Genomic DNA, 20,186 nt, shown 5'->3' with positions numbered 1-20,186 from the left:
TCCATCGGGTGTCAATGCCCGGCGATGGTCCCTCAATCGCGTGTCAATGCCCCGCGCATTTCGTCCGCATTTCGTCCCAATGAACTCTCAATGGCCATTGAAGGCCGTTGAAGGACTTTCAAGCGACCTCTGAAGCGGCCTCTGCAGCGACCTTTGACCGGTCGTTCACCTGACATTCAGCTGCCTTTCAATCGGCTTTCAACCCATCCCATCACCCTTCAGTGGCCCCTTCAGTCGCCCCTTCACTCGCCCGCGTCAATCGCTCCAGAACCGCTGCGCCATCGCGGCGCAATCCCGGCCAGCCTGCCCATTGGCGGCGCCTCTGTTGCCCCTCCACAGGGGGCTTCCCATCGCCGGGCGCTCCCCTACACTGCACAGGACGGGTTCACATCCACAAAGGTCCGGCGGACGCCGCCAGGACTTTCCGGGGAGGACAAGGATGGGTCGTGTCTCAGGATGGTTGCTGGCCCATCGCCGCGCCGGCTGGCTGCTGGCTCTGGTGATGGCGGCGGTGCTGGGATGGGCTGCCGGTGCGCTGCATCAGGCCTCGCTGGAAAGCGAGTACCGCCGCACCATGGATCAGACGGCCCTGCGCGAGGCCAGCGCCCTGCAGAACTTCACCTTGACCGGCCGCGGCATGGGCGCGGTCACCCTGGCGGGGCAACTGACTCCGGCGCTCAAGACGGCGGCCCAGATCAAGGATGTCGCGCTCGCGCGGCGCACTCGCCCGGCGGCCGACACCTTGCAGGTGCTGGCCAGCAGCGTGGCCTCCCAGCAGACCTTCGTGGTGAATGCCGACGGCGTGCTCATCAGCGCCTGGGACGAAAAGGGCCAGGAGCCCATCGGCCTGGACGTGAGCTTTCGCGAATACTTTCGACAGGCCATGCAAGGCCAGCCCAATGTGTATGCCGGCATCAGTCTGAGCACCGGCAAGCGCACCTTCTGGCTCTCCGCCCCGATCTATGAAACGCCAGGGCAGACGGGCAAAGTCATCGGCGTGATTTCGGCCCGCTTCTTTGCCGAAGGACTTGATCGCTTCCTGGACGCCGGCAGTCACGCCGGCGCGCTCCTGGTCTCACCCACCGGTGTGGTGCTGGCCGCCACCCGCGAGGAATGGCGTCTCACGCTCGACGGCACCCCGCATCCCGAACGCAGCCGCCTGCTCACCGAGAGCCGCCAGTTCGGCAAGTTGTTTGCCGATCCTCAGACCGTGCGTCGACTGCCGTTGGCGCTCAACCTGCGAACGATCGAGCTGGATGGCCAGCGTCATGCCGTGGCACGGGCGCCCGTCGAGTGGCATGACACCACCGGCCAGTGGCAACTGGTGCTGCTGGACGATCTCTCCGGCGTCGCGCCGATGGCCTATCGGTGGTGGATCTCGTTGCTGGTGGGGCTGCTGGCCTTCGGTCTCATGATGATGTGGCTGCGCGGACTCAGCCACCGCGCCGACCGCGAACGCAAGGACCTCGCCCTGCAACGCCAGCACCGTCAGCTGCAGACCATCCTGGACCGATCGCCGATCGGGGTGAGCGTGCTGGTGGACGCCGAGGTGCGCATGATCAACCCGGCCCAGCGCGACATGATCCGCGCCGAGCTGGGCTTGCCCCTGCCCGACGACATCGCCGAGCCCGGCGAGCGCGACCGCCTGCAGGCGCTGATCACCCAGGGCTCCGACGAGCGCAGCATCGAGCTGCGGCTCTACAACCCCAAGCGCGAACTGCGGGACTACCTCGCCTCCTTCCTGCGCATCGACTACCAGGGCGAAACCGCCACGCTGATGTGGATGGTCGACATCACCCGCCGCAAGCAGGCGGAGCAGGCCATCCTGCGTGCCAAGGAAGCCGCCGAGGAATCCACCCGCGCGAAGTCCGACTTCCTGGCCAACATGAGCCACGAGATCCGCACGCCGATGAACGCCATCATCGGCATGTCCCATCTGGCGCTGCAGACCGGCCTGGACGCCCGGCAGCGCAACTACATCGAGAAGGTGCACCGCTCCGCCGAGAACCTGCTGGGCGTGATCAACGACATCCTGGACTTCAGCCGCATCGAGGCCGGTCGACTGACACTGGAGCGGGTGCCCTTCCGGCTGGATGATGTGCTGGATCACCTGGTCAACCTGATCGGGTTCCGGGTCGAGGACAAGGGCCTGGAGCTGCTGCTGAAGCTGGAGCCGGACCTGCCGCTGGCGCTGCTCGGCGATCCCCTGCGGCTGGGTCAGGTGCTGGTCAACCTCGGCAACAACGCAGTCAAGTTCACCGACCGCGGCGAGGTCATCATCGGCATCGAGCAGACCGGCTGGCGCGAGGTCGACGAGGGCCGGCTGGTCGAGCTGCACTTCTGGGTGAAGGACTCCGGCATCGGCATGAGCGACGAGCAGCAGTCGCGCCTGTTCCAGAGCTTCAGCCAGGCCGACAGCTCCACCACGCGCCGCTATGGCGGCAGCGGCCTGGGCCTGGCCATCAGCCGCCAACTGGTCGAGCTGATGGGCGGACGGATCTGGGTGGAATCCGAACCCGGCGCCGGGTCCACCTTCCATTTCAACGCCACCTTCGGGCTGCAGGCCCAGCCGGCCGGCCAGTTGCCCGGTCGCCGCGCGCTCATGGCCCATGATCTGCAACATCTGCGCACCCTGGTGGTGGACGACAACGCCCCGGCCCGCGAAATCCTGGCCGCCCTGGCTCAGAGCTTCGGGCTGCGGGTGGACACCGCGTCCGATGGCGCCCGGGCGGTGGATGCGGCAGTCGAGGCGCAGGTGCAGGGCGATCCCTACGGCCTGGTGCTGATGGACTGGCAGATGCCGATCGAGGACGGTCTCTCCGCCTCGCGCCGCCTGCGTGACGGCCGGCTGCGCCAGCCGCCCTCGCTGGTGCTGGTGACCTCCTTCGGCCGCGACGAGGCGCTGGCCGCCGCCCTGGCCCAGACGCCGTCCACCCAACGGCCGGTGCTGCTCACCAAGCCGGTCACCGGCTCGGCGTTGCTGTGCGCGGTCGGCGAGGCCATGGGGCATGCGAATGGACCGGTACCGCATGAACGCCGTCGTCGAGGCGCCACCAAGGACGCGATCCGAAAGCTGGCCGGTGCCCACGTGCTGATCGTGGAAGACAACGAACTGAATCAGGAACTCGCTGCGGCTCTGCTGGAAGAGGCAGGCCTGCGCGTGACCCTCGCCCCCAACGGCCAGATCGCCCTGGATCTGCTGGCCGACGCCGCCCAGCCCTTCGACGGCATCCTCATGGACTGCCAGATGCCAGTGATGGACGGCTACTCCGCGACCCGTGCACTGCGGGCCGATCCGCGCTGGCGCAGCCTGCCGGTGATCGCCATGACCGCCAACGCCATGAGCGGCGACCGCGACAAAGTGCTGGCCGCCGGCATGAATGACCATGTCCCGAAACCGCTGGATGTGGACGCCTTGTTCGAGACCCTCGCCTACTGGATCAAGCCGGTGGCGACCGATGACACCATGAAGACCCGGTCCGGGGAGGGGCGTCGCATCGACACCCGGCTGCGCACCGACGACGCACTCCCGGTGGCTGACACGGTGGATCCGATGACCGGCCTGACGGCCCTGCCCGGCCTGGATCTGCAAGCCGGGCTGGCCACGACCGGCCACAATCCCAAGCTCTACCGCAAGCTGCTGCGCACCTTCCACGACAGCCAGTTGGACTTCACTGCGCAGTTCGCCGAGGCCACCCGCGCCGGCGACACCGTCACCATGACGCGCCTGGCGCACTCGCTGCGCGGCGCGGCGGCCACGCTCGGCGGACACACGCTGGCCCAGGCGGCGGGCCAGCTCGAACAGGCCTGCGCGCGGCAGGCGCCAGCGGCAGAACGAGAGCCCCTGCTCCAGCAGACCCGGTCGCTGCTCGCGACGCTGCTGGTGTCCCTGGGCCGCATGCTCGCGCGAGAGGCGCTGGCGGATACCCAGGCGGAGACGGCTGCCGGAGCGTCCTCCGCCTCCACCGCAGCGGCACCGCCGCCTCAGGTCGCGCAGGCCCGCAGGCAGCTCGAGGACGCGCTGCAGACGCTGATGAAGGTGCTGGAGGAGAGCGATTCCAACGCCTCCGAGATGGCCTCGCAATTGGTGCTGGCCATGGAGCGTGCCGCACTGCCTGCACCGCGTCATCGGCTGCTGCGCCGAGCGATCGATGCCGCAGCCCGGTTCGACTTCGATATCGCGATCGCCTTGTTGAGAGAGGACGCTCAGCTGCAACGCCAGCGCGCAGCGACGTCGAACACAAACGGCGGCGTGTCGACCGGGCCCAGCGCTGCGAACACCGTCGCCCCCTCGATCGCGAGCGCAAGCACAGGCGCGGGCATGAACGCGGCCGCGACGGGAATCGTCAGCACGGCGTCGCCTGCGGGCGCGGCGACCGTCGAGGCGGTCGAGCCGGGTGGTCCCCGCGAAGAAAGGAAACCGTCATGAGCGATGCCGCCCCTCTGCGACCGTCGTTGCACCCCGTGACGGGAGCCCCGGCCGAGCGCCCGATCGTGCTGGTCGTCGACGACACGCCGGACAACCTCTCGTTGATGAGCGAACTCCTGCACAACGACTACCGGGTGAAGATCGCCAACGGCGGCGACAAGGCGCTGCGCATTGCCAATGCCGATCCCGCGCCCGACCTGATCCTGCTCGACGTCATGATGCCGGGCATCGACGGTTACGAGGTCTGTGCCCGGCTCAAGGGCGCGCCGGCCACAAGCGACATTCCCATCATCTTCCTCACCGCCAAGTCCGACGTGGCGGATGAAACCCGCGGCTTCAGCCTGGGTGCGGTGGACTACATCACCAAGCCGATCAGCCCGCCGATCGTGCTGGCGCGGGTGCGTACCCAGTTGCTGCTCAAGGCCAGTGCCGATTTCCTGCGCGACAAGGCGGATTTCCTGGAGCGTGAGGTGGCACGCCGGACGGCGGAACTGGCGGCGATCCAGGATGTGACCATCCTCGCCATGGCCTCGCTGGCCGAGACCCGCGACAACGACACGGGCAACCACATCCGCCGTACCCAGCACTATGTGCGCGCGCTGGCTCAGGCCTTACGCTCGCATCCTCGCCATGCCGCCCTGCTCACCGACGCCTACATCGACACCCTCTTCAAGTCAGCGCCCCTGCACGACATCGGCAAGGTCGGCATCCCGGACCGCATCCTGCTCAAGCCAGGCCGTTTCGATGCCGACGAGTTCGAGATCATGAAGACCCACACCACGCTGGGCCGCGACGCCATCGCCCAGGCGGAGCGCCAGCTCGGCACCCCGGTCGCCTTCCTGGCCATGGCCAAGGACATCGCCTACGGTCATCAGGAAAAGTGGGATGGGTCCGGCTATCCGCTGGGCCTGCGCGGCGAAGACATCCCGCTGGCCGCCCGATTGATGGCGGTGGCCGATGTGTATGACGCCTTGATCAGCCGGCGCATCTACAAAGAAGGGATGTCACACGAAGCCGCTACCGCGCTGATCCTGGAGGGTCGCGGCGCGCATTTCGACCCGGAGCTGGTGGACGCGTTCATCAACATTCAAACCCAGTTCCAGGAAATTGCCGCGCGATACGCGGATTCAGACCTCGAAATCAAGAAGAAGCGCGATTGGGCCGAGACGGTTTCGCCGCCGTTGCTGGACAGTCCCGGCGCGTCGGACGATCAAGTCGGATGACAACGGCTCAAATGAAGCGACTTCCACGCATAGGAATGACGCAAACAGCATCAGTTGGCAGCGTGTAGGTCAGTCACGACGATGCGGGCTGGAACAACCCAAGCGCCAGCGCTCGACTGGCGATGTCGCCCATGCCCATGCTCACCTCCCGCACCCCACTTCAGGCGCGCCGTGTTGGCCAATCGGGCCATCCGTCCCCCTCCAGCGAACGTGGCTCCCGAGGTCCGGCGGGCCCCATGCATCACTCAAACCCGCTCGCGGTATCGGCGCGACAACAGACCGCACGCCGGGCGACGCCCCGCCCCCTGGGCCGGCACGACGGCGGATTCACCCTGCTCGAATTGGCGTTGGCCAGCACCCTGATCGTCGGTGTGAGCGTTGGCATGTTGTTGAGCTTGCGCATGCATCATATGGTGCAACTGGGTGAAGCCGCGGGCGAGCAACTGAACCTGATCGACGCCGGCGTGAACCGCTACATGCAGCAGCACGCGCAGGCCATCGCCGGGCTGCCGGCGACCTGCGCGGTGATCCCGGCGCTCGATACGGCCTCGGTGCCGGATCCCCAATGCGCGATGCCAGCCAACGGCCTCACCGTGATCAACGGATTCCAGCCCGCCATCCAAGAGCTGTGGCAGCTCGGCTACATCAGCCGTCCCGAGTCGGGCGAACTGATGCTGCCCTTCGATGCCATCAACCCGGCGCTGCCCAAGCCGATGCTGGCCGTGTCCATCGTGCTGGAGCAGGCGTCTGGATCGGGCGGCGATGGCGGCGGCGGCAACAACGGCGGTGGGAACGGGCCGGGTTCGGGCTCATCCATTGCCACCTTTGAAGAAGGCACGGGACGGGGCCGGCTTGCGGTGACCTACAAGGCCAGCGGCGAACTCGCCACCGTGTTTGACGCGTCGTGTGATTGGGTAAGGGGGTCGAATGGATTCAACGAACTGCATGCCGTCAAAGATCCGGACAAGGCCCCAGGCGACCATTACAACACCGCGATCTATCAGGGCACTGGGGCGGAGTTCTGTGGCGCCTACCGTCAAATGACCCTGGGAGGATCCTTTCGCAGCGACTGGGCGTTCTACTATCCCGCAAAGCTCAAGACCCTCTACGGCGCGGACTGCAACAGCATCGCCCCCGCCGTGTTCATCCCAGGTGTGCTGGAGTTCCCCGACAGCAGCCGGTTCTGCCAGAGCTATGTTCAGGCCAGCCTGGCGGCGACGATGATCCAACAGCTTCAGAAGTTCTGGACCTCGTCCAACACGGGTCAGAGTTCCGCTGCAACGGGAGGCACTGAAACCGGGTCGGGAACAGGAGGCAGCAATAGCCGAACGCGGCTGCGCAGCCTGGTCTACAACCCGCAGCCCTATCACTACAGCCCCCGCGCCACATCCGCGTCGCTGCCCTTTGGCGCCTCGGCTCAGTTGTCCGCCGCCTTGCATGCGACTGGCTTGAAGGGGCGTCTGTCGATGCCGGGGTGGCAATCGGTCGACACCCCCGCGGGTCCCGCCGAGCCTCCGGGTGAGCTGTATGGCCTGCAAGGCAAGCTGCGCACCGCCAATCCGGTTCAACGAGCCGACGGCCGAGGTGGACTGCCGGGGATCCTGGCTGCCGAGAGCTGGCACTACCTGGACAACCAGACGGTTGGATCCGGAGGCGAAACCCCTTCGACGCTTCCGCCTTGCGTGCCCTACGGCAAGTACGTCTGCGTGGATGGGTCGGCGCTGCCCACTTCGGCGTGGGACTTCAATGAACAAGACCTCACCCGCGTGAAACATGCTCAGGCGGGCACCCTGGAGGTGCGCTACCAAAACTGGCAGAACCACTCCGCCGCACTCCCTGCGTTGATCAGTCCTCAAAATTCAGGGCGACCCGCGTTGACGGTTCGTGGCGATCTTCAGATGTCCGAACGGTCCACGATGGCGGCCGACGTCGTCGAGGCCAGCGTGGTGGTGGCCAAGAATCTCGGTGCGACCCACAATGCCTCGTTTCAAAGCAAGACAACCGTCGGCACGCCGAGAGGTGGCCAGATCTTGGGTGAACGACATGCGGCACTCTATGTGCACAACGGCGCAGCGCTGCGGCTGCCCCGAGCCATGCCGGGTGAACCCTGCGCCAGGGAAAACGACCTGGAGGACATCGCCCTGAGCCTGCCTGGCCAATTGGTCAGCAACGACGATGGAAAGCAGGTTCTGCTGGATGCCAATGGCCGAAGTTTTCATCGGTTCATGCTCTATTGCGGCGCGACGAAGGCCACGTCCCCCACACATCCTCCTTCAGGCAGCGAACGCAATGAAGCCGTCTGGCGAAACTCCGAATACGAGGCACTTTCGCAGACCTACCGAGCGACCCATGTCTGGAGGTGGTTGGAGCCGACCTACGCGGCGAATGGCTCGCTCACAACCGGTTCCCGGCGTGACACGAATGAGGACATCCTCATCGGACCCAACGGTCCGTGGGTGAGTGGCTATGAGTGAAGTGTCGCCAGCTCAAACAAGCCAGCACCAATCGAGACGAGGACTCCAACTCTGAGCAATTGTTGAAGTCCCACACCCTGACGACGATGCGGACCAATTCCAACCATGCGCCCGTTCGGGGCGCCGTCGTCTCATGCGTGACCTTTGTTCCGGGCGGTTGACCCCGCCCCCGTCTTCCCTCGTGGCCATGCCGTCGCGCCGATCCCGGCGCGGCGCTGGCCTGCCGCCCTTCCGCCTCGCCCGCGGCATGACCTTGATCGAGATCGCACTGGCCAGCACCCTGGTGGTAGGCCTGAGCGTCGGCTTCATGCTCACGCTGCGGATGCACCAGATGGTGAAGCTGGGCGAAGCGGCCGGCGAGCAACTGGCCGCCATCGATGAGGGCGTCAACCGCTACATGCTGCGGCATGCCGAAGCGATCCGCGCCCTGCCGGCGGCCTGTGCGGATGTCAAGCTGGTTGCCGGCAGCACCATCGGCACCGCGCCCTCACAAGAGCCGGATTGCAAGCTCACCCTCAACGGCGAAACCGTGCAGAACGGCTACCAACCCACGGTGGCAGAACTGTTCAAGCTCAACTATGTGCGCGGCGCTGATTCGCTGCTGCTGCCCTACCAGCAGTCCGCCGTGAAGGACAGCGTCACCGGGCAGGACGCGCTGCCGCGACTCGCAGTGTCCATCGTGTTGGAACAGGGCCCCACCAGCGACGATCCCGGTGCGGAATCAGGCAGTGGGGGATCGGGCGGCGGATCGGGTGGTGGGGGATCCATCGGTGGCGGATCTGTCGGTGGCGGCGGCACTGTCGGAAACGGCGCACGGGAGATTGCGAAATTCGCGATGGGTAGCGCAGGGCGCCTACCGCTTGATTACGGACTCGATGGAGAGCTGAGTCGCGTCTATGACGTCGATTGCCTCGACACGTCCATCAAAGAGATCAACGTCGTCATCGGCTCAAAAGTTTTTACCTCATCAAGCGGCCAATCGTTTTGCGATATGTACCGCCACGGGAAGCCATTCACCGGCGAAGCTCAGGATGCCTGGAAAGCGAAGTACCCAGCGACGCTCCAAACACTGTATGGCATCGATTGCAGAAGCAACATTAAAATAATCTTCAAAGCTGGCTCCATTGAATTCGACAACGGCATCCAGTTCTGCTCCGATTATGTAAACGCAAAGCTTCGACCAAACATCATCAAGCAATTGCAGGAAACATGGCGAACTGATTCACAGAACATTGCCGGAATCACCTCGGGCACCGGCACAGTGGGTTCCAATGTCTCTCAGAACAAGCCAGAATGGCGACTGAGGAGCCTGGTTTACAACACCCAGCCCTACTACACCGGCAACCATGCATTGCCTTTTGGGGCCTCTGCACAGCTTGCTGCCGCTTTGCATGCCGCCGGGTACAAGGGGCGACTGGCTATGCCCACCCTTTCGCCCGCTCAAAGCGTTCAGCTAGCGGGTTTGCAAGGCACCACTCAAGTACCCAACCCCATTTCAATGGCGGATGCAAGCGGAGGACAGCCCGGGATTCTTGCCGCCGAAAGCTGGTATTACTTCAACGGCAAAAGTGGCAGTGGGGGAGGCGATGATTCGTCCACCTTGCCGACCAGTTGCAACCAGTTGGGCGCCACCACCTGCCGCGACGGAACAGCGAAACCCACTGCAGCATGGGATTTCAACCAAAAGGACCTGATCAACGTCAACAATTTCTCATCTGAGGACATCAAAGCTCGACAAGTCACGATCCAGCCGGACAGATATCCAGACGCGTCCAGCTTCACGCCGGTAAAGCAGAACCAGCAGGGTTGGAGACCGACCGCTCTAAAACTGGATGGAAACTTACAAATGGGAAAGGACTCGAAAATTGCTGGCGGAGAGGCACAGCTGGAGACAATTGAATCCAAGCGGCTCGTTAGCGAGGCAATGGAAAGCACCGGATACTTGACGGTAAACCCGCCCATCGACAAGTCCCAGAAAAATATAGGCCTCTATGTGAAGAATGAATCATCGATCAGGCTTCCACGGGCATACCCAGGCCAGAAATGTGACAGCAGAGGCTATGGTGACATGGCGCTCTCCTACTCTGGCAAATTGGTCAATCTCAACAATGCGGCCTCGGCAAATGATCTTGTTCGCTTTGACTATCCAAGCGACTATGTCAACGCTCAGAATCTTCGCTGGCAGAGATTTTTCCTCTATTGTGGAAGCAATGGCGTAGCAAGCAATGCGGGCGAAAGAATCTGGCGCAGCGCCGAATACGAGACACTGACCGCATCCAAGAGCAAGACTCACCGATGGGTGTGGAATGACTCGGCCATACCCATTTCATCAGCTGGTAAAATGACCTATCTGGAACTTGTGCCGAGCGATTCGAATTTAAACACCTCAGCGCCCTAATATGACAACCAACCCTTAACAGGAAGGAACGCGTCAATTTGAGCGTGAAGCGCCAGTAGGCCCTCAGATGAAAGCAGGAGCACCAGGGACGGCGCATGAATCAATAAGGCCCGCACTCGCGTCGACGAAGTCGATAATGCGGGTGTTGTCTCAACGCAAACGCCATGATTCATCGCCGCCTGCTCCTCGGACTGCTGAGTCTGTGTCTCCTCCCTGCCTGGGCCCAGCAGCCCCGCGCGGTCACCCCGCGCGGGACGTTGGACGCTCAGGAGCAGAACAACATCGCCGTCTTCCGACGTGTCTCGCCGTCGGTGGTGCACATCACCACCTTGGAGCAGCAACGCGACTTCTTCTCCCGCAATGTGTCGCAGGTGCCCCGCGGCACCGGCTCCGGCTTCATCTGGGATGAGCAGGGCCACATCGTCACCAACTTCCATGTGATTCAGGGCGCGGACGCCGCCCGGGTCACGCTCTCCGATCAATCGAGCTTCGCCGCTCGCCTGGTCGGCATCGATCCCGACCGCGACCTGGCCGTGCTGCGGATCCAGGCACCGCGCGACAAACTCCCCCCCGTCCCCATGGGCAGCAGCCGCGACCTGCTGGTCGGACAGACGGTCTACGCCATCGGCAATCCCTTCGGGCTGGACCAGACGCTCACCCGCGGCATCGTCTCCGCCCTGAATCGCGAGATCGAGTCGCTGACCCAGCGCACCATTCGCGGCGCGATCCAGACCGATGCGGCCATCAACCCCGGCAACTCCGGTGGCCCGCTGCTCGATTCCTCCGGTCGCCTGATCGGCGTCAACACCTCCATCTACAGCCCCAGCGGTGCCAGCGCCGGCATCGGCTTCGCCATCCCGGCGGACGAGGTCAATCGCGTGGTCCCGCAATTGATCAAGAACGGCCGCGTGATTCGGCCCGCGCTGGGCATCAGCGCCGGCGCCGAGGGGTTGCGCCAGGCCCTGAACCTGCCCAAGGGTGTGGTGCTGGTGCGTGTGCAGGCCGGCGGACCGGCCGCCAAGGCCGGCCTGCAGCCGTTCATGCGAGGTCGCGATGGACGCATCCAGCATGGCGACGTCATCACCGAGGTCAATGGCCAAACCGTCGCCTCATTGGATGACCTGCTCAATCGACTCGAGGACTTCCAGATCGGCGATTCGGTGACCCTCACCGTCTCGCAGGCGGGCCGATCATGGCAGGTCAAGGTGCAGCTCGGCAGCGATTGAGCGCGCTACTCGCACGCGAACCTCCCAGCACTGGCACTGGCACTGGCACTGGCGCACACAAACACGCACGGGCACAGGCACGGGCCCACGTACATGCGCCAGCGAAAAGCACAACCAGAAAGCCCCCGCCGCCGACACGTCCGCGCGCTCCGTCCTAGACTCGCGTCCCATGCTGACCCGACTGTCTGTTCTCGACCTCGCCTTCATCGTTGAAGGCGGCGACGCCGCGCAAGCCCTGCGCGGCAGCATTGCCCTCGCCCAGCACGCGGAACGCCTCGGCTACGAGCGCTTCTGGGTGGCGGAACACCACAACATGGAGGGCGTGGCGTCCTCCGCCACCGCGGTACTGATCGGCCAGATCGCTGCCGCCACCCAGACCATCCGCGTCGGCTCCGGCGGCATCATGCTGCCCAACCACGCGCCGCTGACCATCGCCGAACAGTTCGGCACGCTGGCGACCTTCTTCCCCGGCCGCATCGACCTCGGCCTGGGCCGCGCCCCCGGCACCGACGGCCCGACCATGCGCGCCCTGCGCCGGCACCTGGCCACGGCCCATGAGGACCGCTTCCCGGAAGACGTGCTGGAGCTGCAGGCCTACCTGGCGCCCGCAAAGAAGGACCAGGTCGTGCGTGCAGTCCCCGGCCAGGGCACCGAGGTGCCGATCTGGCTGCTCGGCTCCAGTCTGTACAGCGCCCAGCTGTCGGCTTACCTGGGCCTTCCCTTCGCCTTCGCCTCGCATTTCGCGCCGGCGATGCTGATGCAGGCGCTGGAGATCTACCGTGCCCAGTACCGACCCAGCGAGCGCCATCCGCGACCTTATGCGGCCGTCGCCCTGAATGTGATCGTGGCCGACACCGATGCAGAAGCCATCCGCCTGTTCAGCTCCATCCAGCAGCGCTTCCTCGGCATGCAACGCGGTGAGCGCGGCCTGCTGCCTCGCCCGGTGGACAGCATCGATGCGCTCTGGACTGCGGGCGAGAAGCTCGCGGTGGAGCGGATGCTCTCCGAATCCATCGTCGGATCGCCCCGCACGGTACGCGCACGTCTGGAGGAGACGCTGGCCCGCACCGAGGCGGACGAGCTGATCGTCGCTTGTGCGGTGCATGACGCGGCCGCACGTCGCCGCTCCTATGAGCTGCTGGCGGGACTGAATCGCTGACCCGCCCTCTCACCGATTGGCGCAAAGTCCCGCGACACGCGGGCGCATCCTGCACCGCTGATCCCGGATGCCGACAAGGACTCGACGTCGGTCGGCCCGCGCAGCGCGATACTGCCGACCATGAAGCATTTTCCGCCGCCGTATTCCAGCGCCGCCCAGTTCGAGCAGCAGTTGTCCGACCTCGGTCATACCGTGATCGCCCCGGAAAGCCTGACCCACTGGCTGCACTGCCAGACCGCCGACCTGCGCGCGCTGCAGGCGTTCTGGAACGACCTGCCCGCAGACGCGTATCTGCGCGACGGCGGCCGCTACCGCTTCCGCCGCCACGCCAGCTTCGTCGTCGATGCCCAGGCCGATCCCGCAGTGCGCTTGGCGCCGCATCGCGCCCACTGGCAACCGCTGGACTACAACGCGCTGCACGGCGGCATCGAACGGTGGTTCGAGCCAATGGCGCCCGGGGCGATCGAGCTGCCCATCTGGTCGCGACTCATGCTGGGTCTGGCCGGGGTCGCCGACCGTCTGAAGGGCACCCGCCCCTGGTTCGTCGAGGCGCATCAGTTCCGCATCGACACCGCCGGCGGCATCGGCCGACCCACGCCCGAGGGCGCGCATCGGGATGGCGTCGACCTGGTGGCCGTCTTCATGCTGGCACGCCAAGGCATCAAGGGTGGCGAGTCCCGCGTCTTCGAGGCCGACGGCCCGCGCGGCATGCGCTTCACCATGATGGAGCCCTGGACGCTGCTGCTGCTGGATGACGAGCGGGTCATCCACGAAACCACCCCCATTCAGCCGATGGAGCCGATGCATGCCGGCCACCGCGACACCCTGGTGGTGACGCTGCGGTCCGAGACCTTCATGGGCCCTTGATCCCGTGTGCGGTTCGGCGCGCCAAGGCGCCGGCCGCCGCGCATGTCTCTGCCTCATCGAGGATGTCGAAGACACGCTGAGCGCATCAGCAGATCAGCGCATCAGCACGGCAGCACGGCAGCGCATCAGCGGATCACCGCATCGCGCATTGGCATCCTGCCCGCCAGTTCACGCCACCTTGTTCACACTTGCTCCGGCGTAGCGTTGACACGACGCCGGCGTGCTGTCGCAGTGAACCCGCATCGTTCAAGGTGCCGATGAGCCACCGGCTTGAGGATCGCGCGTGTTTTCGGCGACCGGCTGCGCGGCGGCTGACGTGTCGTGTCGCGCACCGCGAGCGAGCTTCCACACCATCGCGCCCAATGCAATCACGCCCGCGAGCAATACGCCCCACAGCAGCCAGACGCGCATGGCGGCCCGTCGCTGGTCCGCGGCAGCCTGCTCCGCCACCGCGGTGACTTCCGTCCATTCGCCCAGTTGCGCGCGCCCCAGGCGGTCCCGTTCCTGATCCAGCTGCGGCACCAGCATGCCGATCGGCAGCGCCCCATTGGCCGCGTTGTCCGCGCCAGCCTGCAACTGGAACGGCGGCTGGCCTTGGCTGGCGAACACCAGCGTCGCCAACGCGGCCTTCACCACGAGCTGCGTACGAGCGGCATCGAGGGCGCCGGTCCGTTCATCCGGCAGCAAGCGCAGATAGCGAACCGTGGCCGGCACCGCCATCGGTGGCGAATGACTGGTGGGCGATTGCCCATCCGGCCGGTCCAGGCGATAGGCCACCCAACTGCCGAGCTCGCGCCACGGCTCGTCGCTGCGTTGCCGACCTTGAAGGCGCAACGGCACCACACGGGTGGCCGGGGGCAGTTGAAGGTCGACGGCGTGGATCGGCAAGCCCCCACCCAGATCAAAGTGGAGCGAATTCGGCACAAGGGGCCACCGGCCGGCCGGCTCGGGGCTGGGCGTGAAGCGCAAGGTTTCAGTCACGGTCTGCGCGCCAAGGCCCGTCTGAATGCGGACCGCTTGCCCGCCCGTGAGCTGCGGTGCCGTCGAGGTGTCCCGCCACACCAGACGCACAAACCGCGGCACATCGGCCGGCAGCAGCACATCGCGCTGCTGCAGCGCCCCGGACGGCGCACTCAAGGCCATCACTTGACCGCTGCCGGCACCACGCCAGTCGCGCAGGGTCTCGCTGGCGTCGATGTCGAACGTCGCGGCGAATTCCGATGGCCCCGACCACGTCAGCCGCAGCCTCTGCGGCGCCGCTTCGCCGGGCGTGCGCTCGCCCAGGTCGAACAACCAACCGGGGGACATCGCATCGGGTCGGGCCAGCGTGTCGCCGCCTCCCAGGCGCCGCACGCGAAGGCGGTCGCCCTGCACCAGCACCTCCACCGGCGACTGCAGTGCCGCATCCGGCGCCGTGCGGCGCGGCAGCGGATAGGCCGTGGTCGCGCGCAGGCTCTCTTCTGAACGGGGTGCCCCTTCCGGCTGTGGCAGCCACGCATACGGCACGCGCTGCCCGGCGGCATCCACCACGCGCAAGTCGGCCAGGCCGGGGCTCAGGCTGTGCGCATAGGCGCTGGGTGGCAAGGGCAGTGCAATGAAGCTGCCCTCCTGCTGGAGGGTGACGGCGGCCTGCCAGCGCAATGCGGGGGCGGACGCCGGGGCGGCGGGCGCATGGGAAGCGGCCCATGACGGTAGCGTCCACAGCGACACACTGCCCGCCAGCAGCGCAACGACGATCTCAAGAGGCTTCACGTTTGGACTCATTCGCAGTCGAGGGCAAGGGGGCCACATAGGCGATGACCAGCATCAGCACCCCGACGCCGATGAAGGACACGATGCGGGTCACCGTGCCGCTGCCCGACAGGTCGACCAGCAGCAGCTTGGCCACCACGGCCGCCAGCAGCGCGGCGCCCACCATCCACGGGGTGCGACGAACGCGACGGGCCGACCACCACATCAAGGCCAGCGCGGTCACCGACCACAGCAAGGTGACGCCGGTCTGCACCGCGAGTGAATCCGTCCACGACGCCCATCGGTAGGGGATGTCCGCCCAGTGGTGGAAGGCACGCAGCAGCATCGCATTGATCCAGAAGAAAGCGATCCCGGCCATCAAGGCCATGGGCGCAGGCGCGGCGCCGGCCAGCCGGGCGCGCGCGGCCGGATGGCGCAACCACATCCACACCGCATACAGGGCCGCGGCCACGCCCAGATCCAGCGGATTGAGCAGCGGCACATGCGGCAGCGGGCGGGCATTGCCGCTCGAGAACCAGTTCGCCAGCAGCGTCCACAGCAACAGTGACGTGGCCAGCACCAGCCCTGCCGAAATCAGATAGGCCCTTGGTTCGGCCTTCACCGGCCAGCGAGCGGCCGTGGCGGCTCGCGGCAGCAGCAGCAACAGCAGCGCCGGAACCGCCAGGGTGCCCAGCCAGGGCCAGGCGGTGTGGGCGTCGCCCCAGTGACGGGTGAGGTCGCCGCCCCCCTGCGCGCCCAGCACCGCCAACACACAAGGCCCGAAGGCGTGCACCGCATGGCGCGCCCGCGCTGGCCAATCCGGCGACAACCGACGCAGCACCCACACCTGCAGCGCCAATGCCAACGGCCAGGCCCACCAGCCGCCCTGCTGCGCCGGGTTGTCCAGCAGGACCACCGAGCCCAAGGCCAGGAGCAGCAGCGCTGGCGCCAGCGCCATCAGCGGCAGGCCCAGGTGGCGCCAGCGCAGCCGCAGCGCGCCCGTCGTCAGGCCCAGCGTGAGGGCGGACAGCGCGGCCAGCCAGGCCGTCACGCTCTGCCGCTCGGTGGTGAACAGCTCGATCTGCACCGCTGCGGCACCCAGCGCCCACAGCAGACCCCATCCGATCAGCAGCCCTTCGGCGCTCGCTTCATCCTTCAGCGATGGGTCGGTGGAGGTGCCGCGATGGACGAAATAGCCGCCGGCCAGAGCCGCCACCGCCAGCAGCAGCGCATTGAAGGCCCAGCCGTTGAACACGGTGGCGGGCGCGCCATGCCATTCCCGCGCCATCATCAGCGTGAAGCCGGCGATCAGCATCAAGGCGTAGCCGAACAGGCGCGGCAGGCGTCGCTGCTGCCTGAAGCCCAGCCAGAGCAGCCCCGCCCCTTCCAGCGCCCACGCGCCGCCGGTGCTGTCGGCATCAAGGGCAAAGGGAATCACCAGGCTGATGAACACGGTGGCGATCGCCAGCGTGGCATCGAACAGACCCTTCAGCGCCGCGCTCTTGCGCAGGCGTGTGGCCAGCACCACGTAGAACGCCGCCATCACCAATGCAGACAGCGCGGTGCCGTAAGCCGTGTCACGCATCAGGCCGTGCTGCAGCACGAAGCTGAGCGTCGGCACGCCGAACAGCAGCCCGCCGTTGATCCAGGCATCGCTGCGCGCCGGGGCAGCGGACAGCCGCCGCACCGGCATCAGCAGCACGGCAGTGAAGAGCAGGAAGTAGGCGATCAGGAAACTCTGGGCCATGGCGTACTGCGCGGGGTCGTACTTCAGCACGCCCCAGGCCGTGGCCACAGAGAAGGTGAAGAAGAATCCCACCGCGTTGAGCAGCCGCCAGTTGCGGAACCAGGCCACCGCCGCAATGCCCAGATCCAGCACCAGGTAGTAACTGAACAGGCCCAGCACATTGCCGCTGCCGCTGGACACCAGCAAGGGTGTGGCGAAGCCGCCCAGCGCGCCGATGACCGCCAGGCTGCGGGCGTCCTGCCGCACCGCCAGCGCGGCGGCCAGCCCCGCCACCATCACCATCAGCCCGAAGACCGGTCCGGCGGCCAGCACGCCGTAGAAGCGGAAGGCGACGAACAAGGTCAGATAGAGCACCGCCACCGCCCCACCCTGCAACGCCTGCCCGAAGGCCGGGCGCGCCTGGCGCAACCGCCAACCGAGCCCGAGCAGCGCCAGCGCGACCGCGCCGATGCCGGCCAGACGGAGCTCCACCGGCAGCAGCGATTGGTCGCTGGCGTATTTCGCCAGGAAGGCCAGGCCGATGAACAGGATGCCGATGCCGGCCTTGGCGATGGTGTTGCCACCCACCAGCCAGGCACGAACCTGATCGAAGAGGTCCGGGGAGCGGGGCGCGGCCGGACGAGCCGGGGGAAGCGGCGTCGGCACCGGTGCGGAAGGCGCAACGGGAACGGGAACGGGAACGGGAACGGGAACGGGATCGGGATCGGGATCGGGATCGGGAGCGGGGACCGGGGCAGTCGCGAGGGGGTCTCCTGACGCCGGCGAACGCGCTGCGACAGCGGAAATCTCGACGGCCGCCGCTGCAGACGCTGCGGCCGGCCCGGCAGGGGTCAAGGTCGACGCCGGCACCGTCGCCGAGGCAGGTGGGTGCGCCGGTGTGGGCGCAGCCGTCGACGGGTGCACCGCCGAGGTGACCAACGGAGACGGTGGTCGGCCCGTGTCGGACATCGCCTCGCCTTCGGCCGAGGGGGCTTCAGCCTCGGGCGCGGTGTCGCGTCGAGTCACCGCAGCCAGCGCGACCTCGCGCCACTGCGTCAGGGCGTCCTGCAACTGCTTGATCTCTTGCTGCTGAGACCGGCTGCGGTGCAGCAACCACCCCACCACGCCGCCGACGACGGCGCCGAAGAACCCACTGTCCAGTGCGGCGCCCATCAAGACCCCCACCACCACCATCACGATCAACGGCACCTTGTCTGCCCTCCCATGGCCTTGCCTTCGCTGCCCTGTCGCTGACAGCCTATCGTCGCCCGTTGCCGCCATCCAGCGGCCGGGTCTCCCGTGTCACCTCCCGCGACGGTCGGTGTCGGGTGGCGCGCCTTCGGTACGTCCTGCTTGAAATTTCCGAAGTGCCCGGACTTTGACACGGAAGCGGCCCGGAATTGCGCCACCCACCCTTGGGAGGGATCCGCCACTCACCGCACGAAACCCGGCCCAGCATGCAAAGCTTGCATGCCCTGATGCCCAAGGGGCAAGCAGCCCGCTGGGCGGCCCTCTACACTGACGCACCCTCGGCGCCACAAGCGCGCGGGGTCCGTTCCCCCGGCGCCGCTGGCACGGGTTCTCCCCTTACGCATCACAAGTGCAGGCTCTCGCATGAACGCCCTCACCGACATCGCCCGCGCGCTCGCCGCCGGCTCCTCCGACTCCATCCCCTCCTCGCTGTTCGGTCTGCCCGACCAATCGCCGCATGAGCGCGTGCTGCTCGCGGCCGATCCGGTCACCGGCCTGAAGGCGATCCTGGCGGTGCACAGCACCGCGCGCGGTCCAGCCTTCGGCGGCTGCCGCTTCTGGAGCTATGACAACGAACTGGCCGCGCTCAATGACGCGCTGCGCCTGTCGCAGGGCATGAGCCTGAAGAACGCCCTGGCCAACCTGCCCTTCGGCGGCGGCAAGGCGGTCATCATCAAGCCGGCGGGCGACTTTGATCGTCCGGCCCTGTTCGCGGCGTTCGGCCGCGCGGTGCAGTCGCTGGACGGTGCCTACATCACCGCCGAGGACGTCGGCACCACCACCGCCGACATGCTGGGCATGACCGCGCACACGCAGTATGTGTCGGGCATTCCCCGTGAAGGCGCCTTCGGCGGCGACCCCAGCCCCAAGACCGCCTACGGCGTGTTCGTCTCCATCGACGAGGGCGTGAAACGCGTGCTGGGCCGTGAGTCCCTGCAAGGCGTGCGTGTGGCCCTGCAAGGCCTGGGCGCGGTGGGTTGGCACCTGGCGGAGTACCTGCACCGCGCGGGCGCTCAACTGGTCGTGGCCGATGTGAACGCCGACAAGGTCGCCCGCGCGCAAGCCAAGCTGGGCGCCCAAGCGGTCGGCATTGGTGAGATCCTGGCTGCCGAGGTGGATGTGGTGGCCCCGTGCGCCCTGGGTGCGGTGCTGAATGCGCAGTCCATCCCGGCCTTGAAGGCCAAGCTGATTGCCGGCGCCGCCAACAACCAGTTGGCCACCGCCGCCGATGGCGACGCGTTGCAGGCCCGCGGCATCACCTACCTGCCGGACTACCTGGTCAATGCGGGCGGCATCATCAGCGTGGCACGCGAGTTCCGCAACGAAGGCGAAGAGACGGCGGTGATGAACGAGGTCGCGCAGATCCGTGGTCGCGTCGCCGAGCTGCTGGATCGCATCAAGACCAGCGGCCAGACCCCGGCCCGTGAGGCGGACGCCTGGGCGCGTTCGCTGCTGGTCAAGCCGGCCTGAGTTCACGCAGTCACCGGAGCGGCCCCTGTGCCGCTCATCGCAAGAAAGGGCGCCGTGGGCGCCCTTTCGCTTTTCCGGGCACCGACAACCAGCGGCGCGGCGAGCGGCCCCTCCTGTTTCCAGTCATCGAGCGCCTGATGCAAGGCAAGACCTGGCCCCAGAACGACCTGTCAGAGCGTGAACGACCGTGGCTCACTGCGGCAACTGAGGCGCGACCTGCGCAGTGCGGGCG

The 20,186-nt window shown here is 66.6% G+C and carries 10 protein-coding genes; 8 read left to right on the top strand and 2 right to left on the bottom strand.

The features are described 5' to 3' along the window. Window positions 1-439: 439 nt before the first annotated feature. The 7 genes from N4261_RS11020 to N4261_RS10990 all read left to right on the top strand — a co-directional run bounded on the left by N4261_RS11020 (window position 440) and on the right by N4261_RS10990 (window position 13,776). Window positions 440-4,429 carry a response regulator gene (locus N4261_RS11020; RefSeq protein WP_261760190.1) on the top strand — a complete coding sequence of 1,330 codons (3,990 nt, stop codon included), beginning with the start codon at window positions 440-442 and terminating at the stop codon, window positions 4,427-4,429. Further along, window positions 4,426-5,652, top strand: a complete 1,227-nt coding sequence (locus tag N4261_RS11015; RefSeq protein ID WP_261760189.1) for an HD-GYP domain-containing protein — start codon at window positions 4,426-4,428, stop codon at window positions 5,650-5,652. Before N4261_RS11020 ends, N4261_RS11015 begins: the two co-directional genes overlap by 4 nt. A 236-nt stretch (window positions 5,653-5,888) precedes the next feature. Next, complete coding sequence (locus N4261_RS11010; protein WP_261760188.1) at window positions 5,889-8,126, top strand: hypothetical protein; 2,238 nt, start codon at window positions 5,889-5,891, stop codon at window positions 8,124-8,126. A 181-nt stretch (window positions 8,127-8,307) separates the two neighbouring features. Continuing rightward, window positions 8,308-10,524 carry a hypothetical protein gene (locus tag N4261_RS11005; protein ID WP_261760187.1) on the top strand — a complete coding sequence of 739 codons (2,217 nt, stop codon included), beginning with the start codon at window positions 8,308-8,310 and terminating at the stop codon, window positions 10,522-10,524. 164 nt (window positions 10,525-10,688) lie between these two features. Next, window positions 10,689-11,750: a S1C family serine protease gene (locus tag N4261_RS11000; RefSeq protein ID WP_261760186.1), complete on the top strand. Its 1,062-nt coding sequence runs from the start codon at window positions 10,689-10,691 to the stop codon at window positions 11,748-11,750. A 172-nt stretch (window positions 11,751-11,922) separates the two neighbouring features. Next, window positions 11,923-12,909: an LLM class flavin-dependent oxidoreductase gene (locus N4261_RS10995; protein ID WP_261760678.1), complete on the top strand. Its 987-nt coding sequence runs from the start codon at window positions 11,923-11,925 to the stop codon at window positions 12,907-12,909. 120 nt (window positions 12,910-13,029) lie between these two features. Next, window positions 13,030-13,776, top strand: coding sequence for a 2OG-Fe dioxygenase family protein (locus N4261_RS10990; protein ID WP_261760185.1), 747 nt, complete (start codon window positions 13,030-13,032; stop codon window positions 13,774-13,776). A gap of 246 nt (window positions 13,777-14,022) precedes the next feature. Here the strand turns inward: N4261_RS10990 and N4261_RS10985 are convergent, their stop codons facing one another. Beyond that, window positions 14,023-15,528 carry a DUF3999 family protein gene (locus N4261_RS10985; protein ID WP_261760184.1) on the bottom strand — a complete coding sequence of 502 codons (1,506 nt, stop codon included), beginning with the start codon at window positions 15,526-15,528 and terminating at the stop codon, window positions 14,023-14,025. Then, window positions 15,515-18,442 (bottom strand): DUF2339 domain-containing protein, encoded by a 2,928-nt coding sequence (locus N4261_RS10980; RefSeq protein WP_261760183.1) that lies wholly within the window; start codon window positions 18,440-18,442, stop codon window positions 15,515-15,517. Before N4261_RS10980 ends, N4261_RS10985 begins: the two co-directional genes overlap by 14 nt. 405 nt (window positions 18,443-18,847) lie before the next feature. Between N4261_RS10980 and N4261_RS10975 the strand changes: the two genes are divergently transcribed. Then, window positions 18,848-19,954 carry a Leu/Phe/Val dehydrogenase gene (locus N4261_RS10975; RefSeq protein ID WP_261760182.1) on the top strand — a complete coding sequence of 369 codons (1,107 nt, stop codon included), beginning with the start codon at window positions 18,848-18,850 and terminating at the stop codon, window positions 19,952-19,954. Window positions 19,955-20,186 lie beyond the last annotated feature (232 nt).

Origin of the sequence: Roseateles amylovorans, assembly GCF_025398155.2 — a bacterium.
Classification (GTDB): Bacteria; Pseudomonadota; Gammaproteobacteria; order Burkholderiales; family Burkholderiaceae_C; genus Roseateles; species Roseateles amylovorans.
Note: the sequence above shows the minus strand (reverse complement) of the source record. Positions and strands in the feature narration are given on the sequence as shown.

Coding starts and splice junctions, on each gene's coding strand:
- N4261_RS11020 (WP_261760190.1), top strand. CDS start 440: ATGGGTCGTGTCTCAGGATGGTTGCTGGCCCATCGCCGCGCCGGCTGG.
- N4261_RS11015 (WP_261760189.1), top strand. CDS start 4,426: ATGAGCGATGCCGCCCCTCTGCGACCGTCGTTGCACCCCGTGACGGGA.
- N4261_RS11010 (WP_261760188.1), top strand. CDS start 5,889: ATGCATCACTCAAACCCGCTCGCGGTATCGGCGCGACAACAGACCGCA.
- N4261_RS11000 (WP_261760186.1), top strand. CDS start 10,689: ATGATTCATCGCCGCCTGCTCCTCGGACTGCTGAGTCTGTGTCTCCTC.
- N4261_RS10990 (WP_261760185.1), top strand. CDS start 13,030: ATGAAGCATTTTCCGCCGCCGTATTCCAGCGCCGCCCAGTTCGAGCAG.
- N4261_RS10975 (WP_261760182.1), top strand. CDS start 18,848: ATGAACGCCCTCACCGACATCGCCCGCGCGCTCGCCGCCGGCTCCTCC.